This window comes from Kitasatospora sp. NPDC059817 (genome assembly GCF_042731835.1).
GTDB lineage: Bacteria > Actinomycetota > Actinomycetes > Streptomycetales > Streptomycetaceae > Kitasatospora.
On the sequence record NZ_JBHWIR010000301.1, the window covers coordinates 1 to 944 of the forward strand.

The following is a 944-nucleotide window of genomic DNA, read 5'->3' on the forward strand; positions in this document are numbered from 1 at the left end:
GAAGCAGGAAACATCCCGACCGCAGCGCTCACGCGCAGCGGCTCAGCCGCGAGGCTGAGGGGAATCCCCCGGCTTCAGCCGGGGGAGGAAGTCAATCCCGTACGTCGTGGCGGTTGGTGAACCAACGAGGTCCGCCATCCCGTTGAGACATGTACCTGACCGCCCTCCGATCGAGAGTTGGCTGCCATGACCTCGAAACGTGTTGTCCAGTCCTCCGTACTGACCGCCGTCCTGGCGCTGAGCGCAGGCTTGGCCCTGGCTCCCGCGGCGCAGGCCGCCACCCCCAGCGCCGGAACAGCGCAGTCGGCCACCCCGACGGCGTCCGCCGGCTACGCGGTGCGCAGCACCAAGGTCACCCTGTCGAACCAGACCAGCAGCATGCTCTACCTCGGCTCGGCCACCCTGGCCCACGGGTGCTGGACCGCCGGCAGCCCCCTGCCCCCGAGCTACATCCTGCCGAACGTCGCCCCCAGCTGGAAAACCGAGTCGTGCGGGTTCCTGACGGGCACCGAGGGGCAGATCAGCTTCGGCGTGGACACCTGGAACGGGTTGATCCACTGGAGCAATCCCTATGCCGGGTCGAACATCAACGAGTGCACTGTCGGCGCGGGCCTCACGTGCGAGGTGATCGGGGGCAAGGGGAACACCGCCGAGGTCACCTTCGTGGTGCGGCGCGCCTGAGGCCCGACCGCACCGGTCGTGCGGAAGTCGCGCTCCTCGCCGTCGCCGCCCGCCATCCGTTCTACCGCGATTGCGACTTGATCGGGCGTCAGGTCCACCCGGGCGGTCTGTCGGAACCGTCTCGGACAGCGCGCCGGTTCTGAGTGGACCTCTGCGGGCGGCGACCTCGGTCGTCGGCTCCCGGCCGGCGCGCGGCCCCGGCGGGGGAGGGGGGCGCCCGCCCGCGCCGGGCGGGGACCCCCCCGCGGTGTGGGGGCGCGGAC

General features: G+C 71.3%; 1 protein-coding gene. It reads left to right on the plus strand.

What is annotated here, in order from left to right:
* Nucleotides 1-186 precede the first annotated feature (186 nt).
* Nucleotides 187-681 carry a hypothetical protein gene (locus tag ACFV61_RS33815; RefSeq protein ID WP_380377778.1) on the plus strand — a complete coding sequence of 165 codons (495 nt, stop codon included), beginning with the start codon at nucleotides 187-189 and terminating at the stop codon, nucleotides 679-681.
* Nucleotides 682-944: the final 263 nt, after the last annotated feature.

What these genes read in the sequence shown, in the direction of transcription:
- ACFV61_RS33815 (WP_380377778.1), top strand. Translation starts at nt 187, where the DNA reads ATGACCTCGAAACGTGTTGTCCAGTCCTCCGTACTGACCGCCGTCCTG.